Annotated in this window: 13 protein-coding genes and 1 pseudogene; 8 read left to right on the forward strand and 6 right to left on the reverse strand. The window is 69.4% G+C overall.

Annotation, left to right across the window (positions count from 1 at the left end):
* On the reverse strand, positions 1-1,254 hold the full coding sequence (locus DMP23_RS40330; protein WP_443111367.1) for an ABC transporter substrate-binding protein: 1,254 nt from the start codon (positions 1,252-1,254) through the stop codon (positions 1-3).
* A gap of 199 nt (positions 1,255-1,453) precedes the next feature.
* Here DMP23_RS40330 and DMP23_RS40335 point away from each other — a divergent pair, with 199 nt between their 5' ends.
* From DMP23_RS40335 to DMP23_RS40355, 5 genes are read left to right on the forward strand one after another with little or no spacing between them, the layout of a single operon-like run.
* Positions 1,454-2,491: a LacI family DNA-binding transcriptional regulator gene (locus DMP23_RS40335; RefSeq protein WP_337824111.1), complete on the forward strand. Its 1,038-nt coding sequence runs from the start codon at positions 1,454-1,456 to the stop codon at positions 2,489-2,491.
* A 50-nt stretch (positions 2,492-2,541) separates the two neighbouring features.
* Positions 2,542-3,885 carry a hypothetical protein gene (locus DMP23_RS40340; RefSeq protein ID WP_337824112.1) on the forward strand — a complete coding sequence of 448 codons (1,344 nt, stop codon included), beginning with the start codon at positions 2,542-2,544 and terminating at the stop codon, positions 3,883-3,885.
* On the forward strand, positions 3,885-4,385 hold the full coding sequence (locus tag DMP23_RS40345; RefSeq protein WP_337824113.1) for a hypothetical protein: 501 nt from the start codon (positions 3,885-3,887) through the stop codon (positions 4,383-4,385). Before DMP23_RS40340 ends, DMP23_RS40345 begins: the two co-directional genes overlap by 1 nt.
* Positions 4,378-6,864, forward strand: coding sequence for an Hsp70 family protein (locus DMP23_RS40350; protein ID WP_337824114.1), 2,487 nt, complete (start codon positions 4,378-4,380; stop codon positions 6,862-6,864). Before DMP23_RS40345 ends, DMP23_RS40350 begins: the two co-directional genes overlap by 8 nt.
* The gene (locus DMP23_RS40355) at positions 6,864-7,736 is read left to right on the forward strand and encodes a hypothetical protein (protein ID WP_337824115.1); all 873 of its coding nucleotides are present in this window, start codon (positions 6,864-6,866) and stop codon (positions 7,734-7,736) included. Before DMP23_RS40350 ends, DMP23_RS40355 begins: the two co-directional genes overlap by 1 nt.
* Here the strand turns inward: DMP23_RS40355 and DMP23_RS40360 are convergent.
* A complete protein-coding gene (locus DMP23_RS40360) occupies positions 7,705-9,069 on the reverse strand; it encodes a purine-cytosine permease family protein (RefSeq protein ID WP_134667455.1) in 1,365 nt (454 codons plus the stop codon). The genes DMP23_RS40355 and DMP23_RS40360 overlap by 32 nt on opposite strands.
* Before the next feature lie 209 nt (positions 9,070-9,278).
* Between DMP23_RS40360 and DMP23_RS40365 the strand changes: the two genes are divergently transcribed.
* Complete coding sequence (locus DMP23_RS40365) at positions 9,279-10,439, forward strand: FAD-dependent oxidoreductase (protein WP_337824116.1); 1,161 nt, start codon at positions 9,279-9,281, stop codon at positions 10,437-10,439.
* On the opposite strand, the gene DMP23_RS40370 is transcribed toward DMP23_RS40365, so the two are convergent.
* Both DMP23_RS40370 and DMP23_RS40375 read right to left on the reverse strand, forming a co-directional pair.
* The gene (locus DMP23_RS40370) at positions 10,432-10,839 is read right to left on the reverse strand and encodes a hypothetical protein (protein ID WP_275292723.1); all 408 of its coding nucleotides are present in this window, start codon (positions 10,837-10,839) and stop codon (positions 10,432-10,434) included. The two genes, DMP23_RS40365 and DMP23_RS40370, sit on opposite strands and share 8 nt — an antisense overlap.
* Positions 10,840-10,881: 42 nt before the next feature.
* Positions 10,882-11,796 (reverse strand): alpha/beta hydrolase family esterase, encoded by a 915-nt coding sequence (locus DMP23_RS40375; RefSeq protein WP_337824117.1) that lies wholly within the window; start codon positions 11,794-11,796, stop codon positions 10,882-10,884.
* A 99-nt stretch (positions 11,797-11,895) separates the two neighbouring features.
* On the opposite strand from DMP23_RS40375, the gene DMP23_RS40380 reads away from it, so the two are divergent.
* Positions 11,896-13,308: a tetratricopeptide repeat protein gene (locus DMP23_RS40380; protein ID WP_337824118.1), complete on the forward strand. Its 1,413-nt coding sequence runs from the start codon at positions 11,896-11,898 to the stop codon at positions 13,306-13,308.
* A 67-nt stretch (positions 13,309-13,375) separates the two neighbouring features.
* On the opposite strand, the pseudogene DMP23_RS40385 reads toward DMP23_RS40380, so the two are convergent.
* Together DMP23_RS40385 and DMP23_RS40390 are read right to left on the reverse strand one after the other, a co-directional pair.
* Positions 13,376-13,819, reverse strand: a pseudogene (locus DMP23_RS40385) (HAD domain-containing protein); the annotation flags it as partial.
* Between the two features lie 30 nt (positions 13,820-13,849).
* A complete protein-coding gene (locus DMP23_RS40390) occupies positions 13,850-14,821 on the reverse strand; it encodes a glycoside hydrolase family 3 N-terminal domain-containing protein (protein WP_043828051.1) in 972 nt (323 codons plus the stop codon).
* A 402-nt stretch (positions 14,822-15,223) separates the two neighbouring features.
* On the opposite strand from DMP23_RS40390, the gene DMP23_RS40395 reads away from it, so the two are divergent.
* Positions 15,224-15,817 (forward strand): helix-turn-helix transcriptional regulator, encoded by a 594-nt coding sequence (locus DMP23_RS40395; protein WP_037816773.1) that lies wholly within the window; start codon positions 15,224-15,226, stop codon positions 15,815-15,817.
* Positions 15,818-15,824 lie beyond the last annotated feature (7 nt).

The following is a 15,824-nucleotide window of genomic DNA, read 5'->3' on the forward strand; positions in this document are numbered from 1 at the left end:
TCAGCGGGCGAGTTTCTTCGCGCCGTCGACCAGCCGCTGCCAGCCGTCCGCGGCCGAGGCTCCTTGTTCCACCGATTGCAGTGCCGGGCTGGCGACGTTTTCCTGGATCTGACCGTCGTTCGGGCCCTTGTACTGCGGTTTCGCCACCTTCTTCGCCTGCTCGGCGAACAGTTCACCGATCTTCGCGCCGCCGAAGTACGCGTCGGTGGCGTTCAGCAGCTGCGGGCTTTCCAGCGCCTTCGCCTGGCTCGGGAAGTTGCCCTTGGCCTCGAACGCCTTGATCTGCTGCTCCGGCGCGGTGAGCCAGGCGGCCAGTTCAGCGGCTTCCCGCGGGTGCTTGCTCTGCTTCGGCACGGTCAGATACGAGCCGCCCCAGTTGCCGCCTCCGCCGGGAAACGCCGCGGTGACCGCCCATTTGCCCGCGTTGTCCGGCCCGGCCTGTTCCTTGATCACCCCGAGCATCCACGCCGGGCAGGCTTTTGTCGCGAACGCGCTCTGCTTGAACCCGGAATTCCATTCGTTGCTGAACGCGGTGAGCTTCGCCGATTCGCCTTTCGCGACCGCGTCGGTCACCTTTGCCCAGGCGTCCTTGATGCCCTGGTTGTTCTCCACGGTGAGCTTGTCGTTGGTGTCGAGATAGCCGACCGGCAGCTGGTTGACCATGGAGTTGAAGTTCTGCGCCGCCGAATCGAACCACGCCTTGCCGGTCTTGGCGGTGTACTGCGCGCCGGCCGCGAAATAGCTGTCCCAGGTGGCGAACAGCGGTTTCACCGCCTGCGGGTCGCTGGGCAGCCCGGCCGCGGCGAGCAGGTCCTTGCGGTAGCACATGGCGAGCGGGCCGATGTCCGTGCCGTAGCCGATGAGCTTGCCGTTCTTGTCTTTGCCCGCGTCGTATTTCCACGAAAGCCACCGGTCCGGCGAAACGCCCGACGGCCCGATCTGGCTCAGGTCGTTGAACTTCGAGGACTTGCTGAGGATGTCCGACAGGTGGCCTTCCTCGACGGCCTGCACGTCGGCCAGTCCCGAGCCCGCCGCGAGTTTCGTCATCATGTCCTGGGCGTACGGCCCGCCCTGGCCGGTCTTGCGGTGGGTGATCTTGATGTTCGGGTGCAGCCGCTCGTACTCCGGGATGAGCGCCTCGTAGCCGAACTCCGTGAACGTCGCGAGCGTCAGGTCCACGTGCTCGTTCGGCCCGGCCGCCGCGGGCACGTCGCCGCCGCCACCGCCGCACGCCGCGGCGCTCACCGCGGTCATCGTGATGCCCAGTGCCAGCACCAGGCCCTTCCGGAACGTTGTCACCGTCGTCAACCCCTTGGAAGTCGTTCTGGGAGCGCTCCCAGATGCCGAACGAGTGTGTTGCAGGTAACGGGGGATGTCAAGGCCAGAGTCTCCGGGAGCGCTCCCGGGCGGACCCCGTTAAGCTGACCCGATCGACAGTCAGGGGGTGGGCGGAGTGGCGCCTCGGTCCGAGGACGAGCGGCCGACGCTGGAGGACGTCGCGGCGTTCGCCGGGGTCTCGCGGTCCACCGCGTCGCGGGCGCTGAACGACGACGCGTACGTCAGCGCGCGCTCGCGCGAAAAGGTGCTGGCCGCGGCGCGTGACCTCGGGTATTCGCCGAACCAGGCGGCTCGCTCGCTCGTCACCCGGCGGACCGGCGCGATCGCGGTGGTGCTCTCGGAGCCGGAAGCACGACTGCTCGACGACCCGTACCGGACCGCGGTGATGCGCGCGGGCTACCGGGAACTGGCCGACGTCGGCTGTCAGATGGTGCTGCTCTTCAGCGACACTCGGGAGGATCTCGGCCGGACTGTGCGGTTTCTCGAGGGCGGACACGTCGACGGCGTGCTCGTCTTCGCTCCGCACCGTGCGGATCCGCTGCCCCGGGCGTTGCGGTTGCTGAAGCTGCCCACGGTGTTCGGCGGACCGGCTGCCGATCTGCGCCGGGGCGTGCACCTAGTGGATTTCGACAACGAGGGCGGCGCCCGGCAGGCGGTGACGCACCTGGTGGAGTCCGGCCGTCGCCGGATCGCGACTATCGCGGGTCCGCAGGATCAGGGCGCGCCGATCGACCGGCTCGCCGGCTGGCGCAAGACGCTCGTGGACGCCGGGATCGACCCGTCCGGGCTGGTCGAAGAAGCCGACTTCACTCTGGCTGGCGGCGCGAAAGCGATGGCCACGCTGCTGGAGCGGGTGCCCGATCTCGACGCGGTGTTCGTCGGCAGCGACATGATGGCGGTGGGCGCGTTGCGCACGCTGTCGGATGCCGGACGCGACGTGCCCGGCGACGTCGCGGTGGTCAGCTTCGACGACAACGCCGCGCTGGCTCCGGCCATGACCCCGCCGTTGACCTCGGTGCATCAGGATCCGCGCGAGCAGGTCCACGCGATGGTCTCGACGCTGATGCGGCTGCTGGACGGCGAGGACGTCGCGCCGGGTGCGCAGATCCTGCCGGTGTCGCTGGTCGTCCGGGAGTCGAGCGGGTCCAGCTAGCCCGGTTCTTCCGGGACCCCTCCCAGCCGGGTCGTTTTACCTTCCCGGGCATGGGAGCGAACGAGGGGCGCGGCCGGACCGCCGCGGCGCGGGTGCGGGAGGTGTCGACCCCCGAGCTGTACCGGCGCAACCCGTTCCGGCTCGTCGGCCTCACCGCGGTCGCGACCCGGCGCGAGGTGCGGGAGCGGCGACTTCGAGTTCTAGGGGTGCTCGAAGTCGGCGGCGCGGTGCCGGACGGGGTGCCCGCGGACGCGACCGTCGACGAGGTGCGGGCTGCCTTCGACGCGCTCGGCAACACCGAACACCGGTTCGTCGACGAGGTCTTCTGGATCTGGGGCATGCCAGTCGACTGCGAATGCCCGCTCCAGCTCCACCGCGCGCACGACAACGCGGTCGCTGCGTACGCGGCAGCCCTCGACGCGGAGGCCGACCGCACCGACGACCACCCGGCTCCTTTGTGGACCGAAGCCGCCCGTTGCTGGACGGTGGTGCTGCGGAGCGAATCCTTCTGGCGGCATCTGAACCACCGCGTCGAGAAGCTGGGCGATCGACGGCTTGACGAATCCACTGTGGACGGGCTGCGGACGGCGTTGCCGGACGCGTTGCTCGCACCGTTGATCGAAGTAGCCGCGAGGTCGGCTGAGCCGCAGCGGTTCACCGGGTATCTCGCGTTGTTCGAGGCTGATCGGCACGCGGTCGAGGACGCGCGGGCGACTATTGCCGACGGGACGTACCGGCGGGTCGAGGCATTGCTCAAAGACCTTCGCGGCGACCTGGACGGCAATCGGGTGCAGGCCGCCGCGGAGCGGGCCGTCAAAGAGGTCGAGCCGCTGTTCGACCGGCTCGAAGAGGTGGTCCCGCGGGCGGAATTCCGGCGCACAGCCTCGCTTTCGGAGTCGATCGCGGTGGTGGCGAACAACATCGGGGTTGCCCTCGCGGAGGTGCGCGGCGCGTCCGCGAGCCTGATCCGGGACGTGTTCGCGGTCGCCCGGCGATACAGCCTCGATCCGGAGACGTTGGAAGCCGTGGCTCGCAACGAGTTCGCTGCCACGGTGTACGCGCCAGCTCCGCCGCCGGAGCGGGAACCGTCGGCGGCGCGGATTTTCGGGGCGTTGCTGCACGCGTTGGCGGCATCAGTGTTCCTGGCTTTGAAGCTTCCGGAAGGCGCGCTGCTGGCGGTCATCTTTCTCGGCGCGGTTGCCGGGGCGTTGACGAATTGCCTCCTCGCGGCCCGGCCGTGGATCGAGCCGGGCCGGTACCCGGCTCTGCTGGGGCTGGACTTCGTGGTTTACCTGGCGCTCAGTCCGGTTGAGCTGCCGTATTGGCTGGCTGTCGCCGTGGCGGCGGCGCTGTTGTACGTCGCCCCGTTCGTTCGGCTGCGGAGGAGATTGTGATGCGAGACCGTCGGGGCGAAGAAGCGCGGCAACGCAAGCAGCACAAGGAATTCCGGATCGCCGAACCTGGCCTCCAGTCAGAAGAACGCGCTCGGTTGCGGGAATTGCTTGACCAGCTCGCCGCGGTATTGACCACTAAGGACGACGCGCCGCCACTGTCCGAATCGGACTTGGCCGAGGCGGCGACGGCGTTGTGGCGGGCACGGCGGAAGCTCGCCGGGGCCGAGGACCGCGTGGCGCGGCAGGCGGGCCGGTTCCTCAGCGCGAGTCAGGACGCGCTCGACGCGGCGGGTGTGCTGGTGCAGGACCACGACCGGATCCCGTTCGGCTCCGGGATGGCGCTCGAGGTGCTGTTGTTCCAGGACGAACCGGACCTGGATGTCGAGCGGGTGGTGGAGACCGTGCGGCCGTCGATTTACCTGACCGGCCGCCGGATCCAAATGGGACAGGTCATCGTCGGGCGCCCGGCCGCCCGGGGGAACGGGGAAACGGATGCGTGACACGATCGATTTCGGGATCGACCTCGGCACCACGAACAGCGCGATCGCGGTGCTCGACGACGGTGCGGTGTCGGTGATCAAGAACAACATGCAGATGGATTACACGCCCTCCGCGGTCTGGTGCCGCCGGCGCGGCGTGATCGAGGTCGGGGCGGGGGCGCGGCGCAGGCTCGAGGACGACCCGGACAGTGTGCAGGTCGAATTCAAGCAGTCGATGGGATTGCCGGACGTGCGGCGGGAATTCCCGAAGGCCGGGGTCAGCATGACGCCGGTGGAACTGTCCGCGGAAGTGCTGCGGTCGCTGCGCAGTTCCGTTGCTCCGCGGGAAATGCCGGACGCGGCGGTGATCACCGTGCCCGCCGCATTCCTGCTGAATCAGACCGAGGCGACGCAGGAAGCGGCGAAACTGGCCGGGTTCACCGGGAATTGCCCGCTGCTGCAGGAACCGACCGCGGCGGCGTTCGCGTTCGGGTTCCAGAACGAAAGCAAAGGCGCGCACTGGATGGTGTTCGACTTCGGCGGCGGCACGTTCGACTCCGCGGTCGTCAGCACTGCCGAGGGAGAATTGAGCGTGCTGCACCACGCGGGCGACACGCACCTCGGCGGACGCAACATCGACCAAGCCGTGCTGGACCACGTGCTGGCTCCGGAGGTGGTGCGACAACTCGGGCTCACCGATTTCCGCCGGGACAACCCGCGCTGGCGGCGGAACTTCGCCCGGCTGCGCAGTACCGCCGAGACCGCGAAAATCCAGCTCTCCCAAGCGGAACAGACTCAGGTGCTGCTTGACCTCGACCGGGGCGACGGGCAGGAGGAGATGTTCGAGTACACCCTGCGCCGCGAGGAAGTCGATCAGGTTGCGCGGCCGTTTTATCTCCGTGCCGTGCAGTTGTGCCGGACCGCACTGGAGTCGGCAAACCTGCGCCCGGCGGACATCGACCGGTTGCTGTTGGTCGGCGGACCGACGCTCGCGCCTGGGTTGCGCGAGCTGCTGGCTGATCCGTCGGTCGGGCTCGGCATTCCGCTCGATCACAGTCAGGACCCGAGCACGGTGGTGGCGCGTGGTGCCGCCGCATACGCCGGAACTGTGGCGCGCCCGAGGACGGTACGCCCGGCGAAACGCGGCGAATACTCGCTGGAACTGTCCTATCCGGCCACCACCAGCCTGCCGAGTGTGCCTGTGTCCGGCCGCTGCTCGACGGACGGTTCGGCGGACTGGTCGCGGTTCCGGATCGCGCTGAGCGCACCGCAGCGCAGGCCGGTCTACCGGACGTCCGAGGTTTCGCTTTCCGCTGACGGCACTTTCACCGTTGACGCGGTGCTCGACGAGCTGAGCACGAACCGGTTCGAAATCGAACTGCTCGACCCGACCGGCGCGCGCGTTCCGGTGCAGCCGGACTCGCTCACGATCACCCACCAGCTCAACGAAATGATGGGCCAGACCGTGGTCAACACGGTCGGCCTGACTGAGGCTGATGGTTCCTTCACCCCGATGCTGATGAAGAACGCGCCGCTGCCGGCCGCGAAACGGCAGACGTTCTTCACCACGGCGACACTGTTGCGCGGCAACACGTCCTCGGTGATCCGGATTCCGGTCGCGGAGGGCGAACGTCGCCGCGGCGAGCGGAACCAGCAGGTGGGCGTCATCGAAATCCGCGCCAAAGACGTACGGTTCGACCTGCCGCGCGGCAGCGAGGTCGTGATGACTTTCGAGATGGACGATTCACGGCAGGTGTCCGTGGTGGCCGAGGTGCCGTTGCTGGACAACGAGTTCGAGGCGGTCATCGACCTCAAACAGCAGCACGTGCCGGATCCGCAGACGCTGCGGCGGCTGCTGAACGAGCTGGAAGCACGGCACGAGCAGGTGCGGACGCAGGTCGAGGGGACGCGGTCGGACCGGGCGCGCGGGCTGCTGAACCGGCTGGACGAACAGGGGAGCGTCGCGGCGGTCCGGGACGAGGTGCGCTCCGGCGGCACCGATGAGGGGGCCGCGGTCGCCGCGGAACGGCGGATGCGCGACGTGCAGGCGGATCTCGACGACATCGAGGCGGAGCTGCGCGTACCCGAGGTGCTGGAACGGCTGCGGGACCAGATCGACCACTGCCGCGAGCTGGTCGACCGGGTCGGCGCGGACGAGGACCGGACCGAACTGGCCGAGATCGAGCGCCGGTACGCGACCATCGCCGAATCGCACGACGTCGAGGCGGGCGAGCGGCTGTCCGAGCGAGCGCTGGACCTGCAAGTGCTGTTGCTGCGCCGAGACGGTTCGCTGGACCTGGAGGTGTTCAACGCACTGCGGGCCGCGCGCGACACGATGTCCGACCCGGCTCGCGCGCGGGAGCTGATCCGGGAGGGCGAGCACGTGGTCGCGACGTCAAACTGGGCCGCGCTTCCGGACGTCAACCGCCGGTTGCGCCGTCTGCTCCCCGACGACCGGCCAGGCCAGCCAGGCGGCGGCATTCTGCGCGGGGAGCGGTGATGAGCGGGCTTTCGCAGGCACTGGAACGGGAACTCGTCCTCGCCGAAGGAGCCGACCTCGCCCGACGCGGCGATTACGAGGCCGCCGTCGCACTCCTGGAACCGGATTCGGCAGGCGATCCTGCGCGGCTCGATCTGCTGGCTCGCGTGCACGCACAGTCCGGCGATCTAGCGGCGGCGGACGCGGCGTGGGCGGCCGTCCTGGCGTTGCAACCGGACAATTCCGCCGCCGAAGCAGGACGTCGGGTGATCGCGAAAGTCCACTCTGGACGCTTGCGGCGGCGGCCGGTTCGGCGATATCTGCTGACCGCCGGTGCGGTGGTGCTGATCGGCGGCGCGATCGCGGGTGGGGTGGTTTTGACTACGCGACAGCCGCCTCCTTCGGTCGCCACCGCGGCCAAGTCGGACGACGGTCTCCGCGCAGAGCTGGATCGTCTCCACGGCCAGGAATCCCGCGATGCCACCGCCGCGAAGGAACGGCAGGAGAGGTTGAAGCAGCTAGCGCAAATGCTGGCCGCACCAGGTGTGTCCACAAAGGCCGGTTCCGACGCGGTCACCGTCAGCTTCGACCGCAGCCTGTTCAGTCCTAACGCGACAACTCCGAACGCAGCCGGGCGAACGGCGTTGACCGATTGGGCTCCTGTCCTCAAGGGACAGTCCATTCGCGTCACCGTGATCGGCCACGGCGTCGCAGTCCCCGGCGGCCCAGCAAGCGGCGGTTCGACGGTCTCCTTGGCACGCGCGTCCTCCGCGGCCCGGGTACTGGCCGCGGAGAGCGGGCTGCCGTTGACCGCGTTCGCCGTCTCCAGCGCGGATCAAGGCGCGGACTCAGCCCGGACAGTCACACTCGAAGTGCGACCGACCGGCGCATGAACGCCACGTACAACGCGCCAGGCACGATGAGCCCGAGCAACCACGAGATGTCCGCACCGCCAAGCAACGGAGCGATCGGCCCGACGAAAATGCCTTCGACGTTGGCGAACGGGATCTGCACCGCGATACCGAGCACGTACGCGGCCAGTGCGGGCCAGGCCCAGCGACCGTAGCGGCCGTTCGGGTCGTAGAGCGCGTCGAGGTCGTACTTTTCCTTGCGCAGCAGATAGAAGTCGACCAGGTTGATCGAGCTCCACGGCGTCAGGAAGTACAACAGAAAGTCCAGGAACAGCACGAAGTTCGACAGGAACTGCCCGCGGCCGAGGATGGCGATCACCGCGCCGACCACGCCGACGCCTGCGATGTAGCCGATCCGCGTCGCCTGGGAGAGCGCGGCGCGGCGGCCGAAACCGGTCAGTGCGGTCGCGACGGTCATGTAGCCGCCGTAGATGTTCAGCACGTTCACCGTGAACTTGCCGAGCGCGATGGCCAGCAGCAAGGGGATGAGCAGCGCTTCACCGCCGAGGCCGACGACGTACGCGACTTCATGGCCTTTGAACGCCTTCCCGGCAATCGCGTAGGCCAGCGCACCGAACGACATCGCCCACACCGCGCCGAGCACCGTGCCGCCGTAGGTCCACCAGAACGTCGCGCGTACCGACGTCGCCGACGGCAGGTATCGCGAGGTGTCGGCGACGTACGGGCCGAAGGTGAGCTGCCACGACGCGGTCAGGGAGACCGCGAGGAGGAACTTAGGGAAGTCCAGGTGCGGCGCGGCGAGCACGGCGCCGAGGTCGTGCCCGCTGATCAGCCGGATCGTCAGGTAGAGGAAGACGATTACGGATAGCGCGGACGCGAGCCAGCCGAACCGGTGGATCAGCCGGTATCCGACGATCGCGATCAGCGCCGAGGCGAGTGCGTAGACCGCGATCGCGGCGTCCGTCGGCAGGTGCGTGATCTGGGCGACGGCCTGGCCGCCGAGCAGCGAACCGCTCGCGAAGTAGCCGAGGTACATCACCACGACCAGCACCAGCGGGAGCGCCGCACCGTATACCCCGAACTGCGCCCGCGACTGGATCATCTGCGGAATGCCGAGCTTCGGCCCCTGCGCGGCGTGCAGCGCCATCGGAATGCCGCCGAGCGCGTTGCCCGCCACGACCGCGACGATCGCCCACAGCGGATGCACGCCGACCAGCACGGTCAGCGCGCCGGTGACCGCCGACGTGATCTGGGTGTTCGCGGCGAACCACAGGGTGAAGAGGCTGCGCGGGTGCCCGTGCCGCTCGGACTCCGGGACCGGGTCGATCGAGCGTCGCTCCAGTGTGGCCGCCACGTGCCCCTCCTGCGGTTCTTCGGTGAATGCGCTGGACGAACTCAACGTCAGCGCGCTCTTCCGGCCAAGTAGCCGCCGGACGATTCTGTCTCGGATCCCAGACCCTGACCAGCTGTCAGCGCCTGGCAGCGGACTGCCAGCGAAGTGTGCGGCCGGTGCCAGCGACGGCCGCCACTCTTCGGAGGTCACCAGCTCACCAGGGGAGAACAATGCAGACTCCAGTCACCATCATCGGCGCCGGCCTCGGCGGACTGACCCTGGCCCGGGTCCTGTACCTGCACGGGATTCCGGCCGAGGTCTACGAGGCCGAACCGTCGCCGATGTCGCGGTCCCAGGGCGGACTGCTCGACATTCACGACTACAACGGCCAGCTCGCCGTCGAGGCGGCCGGCCTGATGGACGAGTTCCGCGGCCTGATCCTTGAAGGCCGCCAGCAGATGCGGATCCTCGATCCCGACGGCACCGTCCTGCTGGACCACCCCGACGACGGCACCGGCGGCCGCCCCGAACTCCTGCGCGGCGAGCTGCGGCAGATGCTGCTCGACTCGCTCCCCGACGGCACCGTCCGCTGGGGCCGGAAGGTCAGCGGCGTACGCACGGTCGCCGACGGCCACGAGGTCTCCTTCGCCGACGGGAGTTCGGTCGTCGCGAAGCTGCTGGTCGGCGCGGACGGCGCGTGGTCGCGGGTACGCCCGCTGCTGTCCGACGCGGTGCCGGAGTACATGGGCCTCGCCTTCGTCGAGACCTACCTCTACGACGCCGAAACCCGGCATCCGGCGGCCGCGGAAGTCGTGGGCGGCGGCGGGATGGGCTCGCCCGGCCCGGACCGGCGCATCATGGTGCACCGCGAACGCGACGCCCTGCACACCTACGCGATGCTCAACAAGCCCGCGGAGTGGTTCGACGCGCTCGACGGCCTCGAGCCCCAGGACGCGCTCGCCCGGATCGCGGCCGAGTTCGCCGACTGGGCCCCGGAAATCCGCGAGCTGATCTCCGGCGGCGACACCCCGCCGATCCTGCGCAGGCACTACACGCTGCCGGGCGTGCACCGCTGGGAGCGGACCCCGGGCGTGACGCTGATCGGCGACGCCGCACACCTGCGCGGCCCGAACGGCGAAGGCGCGAACCTGGCCATGCTCGACGGTTCCGGCCTCGCCCAGTTGCTGGCCGCGCACCCCGACGACGTCGAGACCGCGCTGGCTCTGCACGAGGAACGGATGTTCGCCCGCAGCGAGGCGATCGCCGCGGAGTCCGCGGAGATGGTCAAGCGGATCACCGCCAACAACGGCAAGGACACCGCGAAGGTGGTCGCCGAAGGGTTCCGCCGGATGCTCGCCAAGAAACGGGAACCGGCGGAACGGGTCAGCTGAGGGGTGCCTGGCTGCCGCGAGGTACGGCGGGGTTCGGGTCGATGGCCTTGAACTTCTCGAGCAGGCGGCGCGCGGGCGCGGACTCCGCGTCGAACGGGTCAAGCTCGTGCTCTGCCCTGCCCGGCAGCAGGGTCAGCACACCGTTGCAGCGGAAGCAGAAGGCGAGCTCGAACAAGACCCCCTCGGCACCGTGCGCGCGAACGCCGTAGCGGGGCAGGAAGCAGCGCATCAACTCCCCGTCGGGCAGGTCGGAGATGAGCTCGGCGGTCGCGGCGGCGTCCTCGCCGTCCCAAACGCCGAGCACTTTCCCGGGGATGCTGACCCAGTCCCGGGTCTCGATGTCGGTGATCCGGAGGCATTCGAAGCGCCGGATCTGGTCAGCTGAGGATGGCAGGTGCACCCGGTCACGATGCCACACCCGGGGATCGCCCGGCGCGGAAATTCAGGCTCCGGCGAGGCGGTGTGCTTTGAAGAACTTAAGGATGACGGGGGTGGCGTCGAGCGCGGAAGGAGTGTCGGAGTCGTTGTTCGGGCGAGTGCTCGGCCAGACGTGTCCGGCCCCTTCCATCCGGTAATGCACCAGCGAGCATCCGGGCCACCACTGCTTCACCACGTTGCGCACCGGAGAAACCGAGACGGGGTAAGGGAAACACCGGTCGCGGGCGGCCCAGCCGTTCAACCAGTCCGGAATGGACGGCAGTCCCTTGGCCGGATTGCCGGTATAGGGAATGGTGGTGTCGGCGGTACCGTGGAAGTCGAGCAGCGCGACCTTCCGGCTCGGCTGGCAGGCGCCGCCCTGGGGGTAGAACGCGCCGGAAACGGGGGCGAACGCGGCGATCCGGTCGGCCATCCGGCACGCCAGCACGCCGACGAACCCGCCGCCGTTCGATTTGCCCGCCGCGTAGATCCGGGCCGGGTCCACGCACATCCGGTGCTGCAGCGAGGTGAGCAGGTCGCCGGTGAAACGGACGTCGTCGACCGGGGCCGAGTAGGGCGCGCCGGTCCAGGCGGATTTGCCGTCGGTGCCGGTGACGCCCTGCGGGTACACCGCGATCACGTCCGAGCCGGAGAAGCCGGACAGTTGTTCCTGGTACTCCGCCGTGCGGCCGTGCCCGTGATAGGAGAGGACGACCGGGTACCGCCGGTGCGAGTCGTACCGCGCGGGCACGTAGATTCGGTACTCGCGATCGATCCCGCCGGAGGTCAGATGCTCGACGGTCGTGGCGCCGGGATGGGCGACCGCCTGCCCGCACCCGGTCGTCGGCGATGCCGTTTCGGCCGATGCCGGGGCGGCGAGCACCCCGAGTCCGATCGCCGCCGCTAGTACGGCAACGCCTGCACGGAAACGTCCGGACATCCGATCCTCCTCGATCGACGGGCGAGCGCGACAATAGTCACCCCGCATCGGCCCCGGACGAACCTTTCGTTCATTGAGTTAACGGCTAGGCTCGTTCCCGTGACGGACGCGGAAGAGTCCTCTGTCAACCGCATCACCGGCGGCCAGTTCGACAAGGTCGTGATGGCCGGGGCGGTGCACGGCGACATCAACGTCGGCCGGTCGGGCGACAGCCCGGCGGACCTGGCCGACCCGCTCATCGCCTCGGTCCGCCTGAAACCCGGTGGAACCTTGGCCGACCTGGTGCTCGACACCGATCCGCCGCAGGTCGCCGTGCCCGGCGGGACGGTCCACGTCATCACGGTGGAAGCCAGAACGAACCGAGCCGTCGTCCTGCAATCCGCGCGCATCGCGGTCGTCTCGCGAACTCCGCCGCGCCCGGCGTGCCTGGTGGTCCGGGTCGGCGGGCACCTGAAACCGCGCCCCTTCACGACCGACTTCGACGCCCCGTCGCCGCGGCTGGTCGCGGAGGGCCCGGACTTCCCCTTCACCGTCAGCGCCACCGATGTCGAGCAGTTCGAGATCGAACCGATCACCACCACCCACGAGGTCGCCTGGCGGCTGGAAGTGGACTGGACCTGCGCGGGCCGCCACGGCACCACGGTCATCGACAACCACGGCGAGCCGTTCCACGCGTACCCGGTGCCGGCGCTCTACTCCGGCCGCTCGCATACGGTGCTCAGCTCCGGCTGCGATCTCTTCCACGAACGCGGGTGCCCGTCGAACCTGCTCGCCGCGTCAGGTGCGCCCGTTTCGCTCTGGGACCAGCCTTCGTCCTACCCCGTGCTGGCTCCGCTCGCGGAAGCGCCGGCCTCCGTGGATCTGGACCCCGACCTGAAGGAATCGTGGCCCGAATACCGCCGCGTCGCCAACGCCATCCGAATGGCGGCCGCCTTGGGCGACTTCCGAAGCCACGAGCCGCCGGAGCGCCGCGCGCTGCTCATCCGAGTGCTGCGCTACCTCTTCGTCTCCGGACAAGCTCATCCCGGCGCCGCCCTGGGCCGGCTCATCCACGCCGAATGGACCACGGCGCTGGGCGCGGACCACCCGGACACTCTCGCCGCCGCCAACCGCCTGGCCGGATGCCTGATCGGCACCACCGAACACGCGGAGGCGCGCGACCTGCTGGCCGACCTGCTGCCCCGGGCGAGCCGCGTCCTGGGCGAGGAGGATCCGCTGACGTTGATCGTCGCGAGCAACCTCTGCGTGGCGTACATGGGGCTGAACGAATACGAACGCGCCCGCGACCAGACGGAGGACGTCCTGGCCCGAACCCGCCGCGCCCTGGGCCCGGACGCACTGGGCACCTTGCGGACTACCGGAAACCTGGTGCGGATCCACCTCCGCCTCGACGACCGGGCCGCGGCGCTTGAGGTGCTGGACGACCTGCTGCCGAGGTGCCGAAGGGTGCTGGGGGAGGACCATCCCCTGACGGTGAGCGCTGCTGCGGAGCTGGCTCAGATCCAGGAGTGAGTCCGGGTTTGCCTTGCAGCAGGGCGGTTTCCGCTGCGGCGAGGTGGTCCGGGCCGATGCCCTCGGCTGGGTGGACCGGGATCAGGGCGGTCGCGAGGTGTCCTCGGCGTTCGAGGAACCGCTGCCGAGCGCTGGGGAACAGCTCGAAGTCGTCGTCGAGCCATGCCAAGGGCCGCCCCGCTGCGAAGCGGCCGACCGCGCCGTATTTCCAGTCCGGGTGCTGCTCGTAGGCGCGCACGCCGACCACGGGAAGCGCGGGCAGCCCGAGCGCTGGGCCGACGGTGGCGTTGGCCTCGTCTTCCCACGAACTCACCCACGCCAGCTCGGCGCCAGTCCGCTCGGCGAGAGCCAGCAGCGCGGCACCGTGCGCCGGATTGAGCCAGGCCCGCCGCCCGGCTTTCCGCCGCCAGCGCGAAACACGCCACTCGTGCTCGACGTAGCCGAGCGGCGGAGTCTCAGCCGCGAACGGGTTCAGCGGCCCGTCCACGTCGAGCAGCAGAATCGGCTTCACGCTCCGACGCTACCCAGCCCCCTCACCAGGTCAAGGACGGCAAAACCCCTTCGCCGCCAACACCCGCTCCACCGAAGCCGCCACCTGCGCCCCGGACAGTTCCCCGCTCTCCACCGCCCGCTGGAGCCGGTCCACGACCGCCCCCACGTCGTTGTGCCCGGAGGAGAACAACGCCTGATCCGCCCCCGCCTGCAACGCCTTCAGCACCGCGTCCGGCAGCGCGAACCGGTCCGTGATCGCCTTCATCCCGCCGAGGTCATCGGTGATCACCGGCCCGGTGAAGTGGAACTCGTTGCGCAGCAACCGATACGCCTCAGGCGCCAGCGACGCGGGCTCGTCCCCGGTCAGCCCAGGCACCTCGAGATGCCCGACCATCACCGCGACCTGGCCGTATTCCGAGATGTCGCGATAAGGCACCAGATCGACCCGGCGCAGCTGATCCAGCGGCGGCGTGACGACGGTGCCCCGGTGCGAGTCGCCCGAACCGTGGCCGTGGCCGGGGAAATGCTTCAGCACCGGCTGCACCCCGGCCGCGCGCAGGCCCTCGGCGAAGGCCAGTGCGTACTGCCGCACCTTTTCCGGATCCGGGCTGTAAGAACGGTCGCCGATCACAGCGTCGTCGGGTTCGTCGCTCACGTCCGCGTCCGGTGCGTAGTCGACGGTCACCCCGCGTGCCCGCAGTTGCTTGCCCCGCTGCTCGCCGATCGCGCGCACCTCGTCCGGCGTCTTCGAGGCCGCCAGCTGCCGGGCGCTCGGGAGCGAGCCGTCGAGGTCGTCGATGCGCTGCACGCGGCCGCCCTCCTCGTCGACGGCGACCGAAACCGGGATCTTCGCCGCCCGCTGGACCCCGTCGAGCGCGCCATTTTGCAACAGCGTGGTCTTTTTGTCTCCCACGAAGATCCCGCCGACCTGCTGCGTCCGCACGAGGTTCGCGACGCCCGCCGGATCGCCCGCGTTGACGCCCGGCACCACCAGTTGCGCCACGCGTGCCCGCGGATCCATCGCCGACACCGCCGACGCACACGACCCCCGTCCCGGCACAGTCTGCGCCGGCGAGGTTGACGCAGGTGGAGCGGCTTGCGGCGAGCTCCCCGCACTCGGCGGGGTGAGCGCGGTGGGCGTTGCTGTTCCGGAAGCGGAACGATCCCCGGAGCACGCGGAAAGCGCACATATGAGCGTCAAAGCGCTGACGGCTCCTGCGGTGCTCCAGCGGGGTCGTGCGTGCGCCTTCATCATTTCCTCTGCTGGTCTGGACAGGTCTCCGTGACGGTAACGGAACCCCACCGGCGGGCCCAACTTCACGCTGTGAAGAATGAGCGCGTCCCGACTAGAGATTTCGTGAAGCCGCGGTGGGCACACTGACCGGCACACGACAAGCACAGGCTCTGCACCGGGGAGGCAGCGATGAATCAGGTCAAGGTTGCGGCATGGGCTTCGGACCCGATCACCCTCGCGGGCCTCATCGACCATCTGCGCACGCGCCGCGAGGTGCGGGTGATGCCGGGCCAGCAGCGCGGTGAAGCCGCGGTGCTCGTGTTCGCCGCGAACCGCGTCACCCGCGAGGTGAAGGCGGCGCTGCGGGCCGCGGCCTCGGAGACTCCCGCGGCCATCGTGTTCGTCGCCGGATACGTGGACGCCGACGATCTCGCCGAGCTGGCCGCCTGGCACGTCGCCGCGGTGCTGCCGCGCGACGCGATCGGCGGCGACCAGCTGGTGCGCAGCATCGTGGCCGCCGCCTCCGGGCGCGAGACCTCGATGCGGGACCTGCTGCAGCAGGCGGAGACCCTGCGCCGGGGCGGCGACCGCACCAACCTGTCGCCGCGCGAGGTCGACGTGCTGCGGCTGATGGCCGAGGGCTGGGACACCGCGGAAATCGCGAACAAGCTCTGCTACTCGGAGCGGACCGTGAAGAACGTGATCTACGGAATGACGAACCGGCTCAAGCTGCGGAACCGTCCGCACGCCGTCGCCTACGCGCTGCGCGCCGGAGTGATTTGAAGGATGC

It is taken from the genome of Amycolatopsis sp. A1MSW2902 (assembly GCF_017312175.1).
Lineage (GTDB): Bacteria > Actinomycetota > Actinomycetes > Mycobacteriales > Pseudonocardiaceae > Amycolatopsis > Amycolatopsis nivea.